At 61.1% G+C, this 247-nt stretch carries 1 protein-coding gene; it reads left to right on the top strand.

Annotated features, from left to right (window positions below; all coding sequences use genetic code 11):
• Positions 1 to 247 (top strand): hypothetical protein (locus SB753_RS40090; protein ID WP_410805553.1); only part of this gene is annotated, 247 nt, incomplete at both ends.

Below are 247 nucleotides of genomic sequence, written 5' to 3'. Positions count from 1 at the left end.
CGAACTGCAGGGCAAGCAGGAGCAGGCGGAGGCCATCCGCCGCACCATCTTGAAGCAGGTCCCGGTGCCATGGCCGGTGTTCGATGAGGCCAAGGTCAGGGAACTGCTGATCAAGGTCTTCCGCGAGCAGTCTCCGGGCAACAAGGGCAAGCAGCAACTCTTTGACTATGCCACCTGCTTCGATGAACCGCAGCTCGCCAAGTGGCTGGCCGTCGAGGCGAAATTCGAGCAGGCACGAACCTTTGAC

The organism is Paraburkholderia sp. SIMBA_053 (assembly GCF_046534895.1).
Taxonomy (GTDB): Bacteria; Pseudomonadota; Gammaproteobacteria; order Burkholderiales; family Burkholderiaceae; genus Paraburkholderia; species Paraburkholderia caledonica.
The sequence above is the reverse complement of the archived record's forward strand: the minus strand, read 5'-3'. Positions and strand labels throughout refer to the sequence as shown.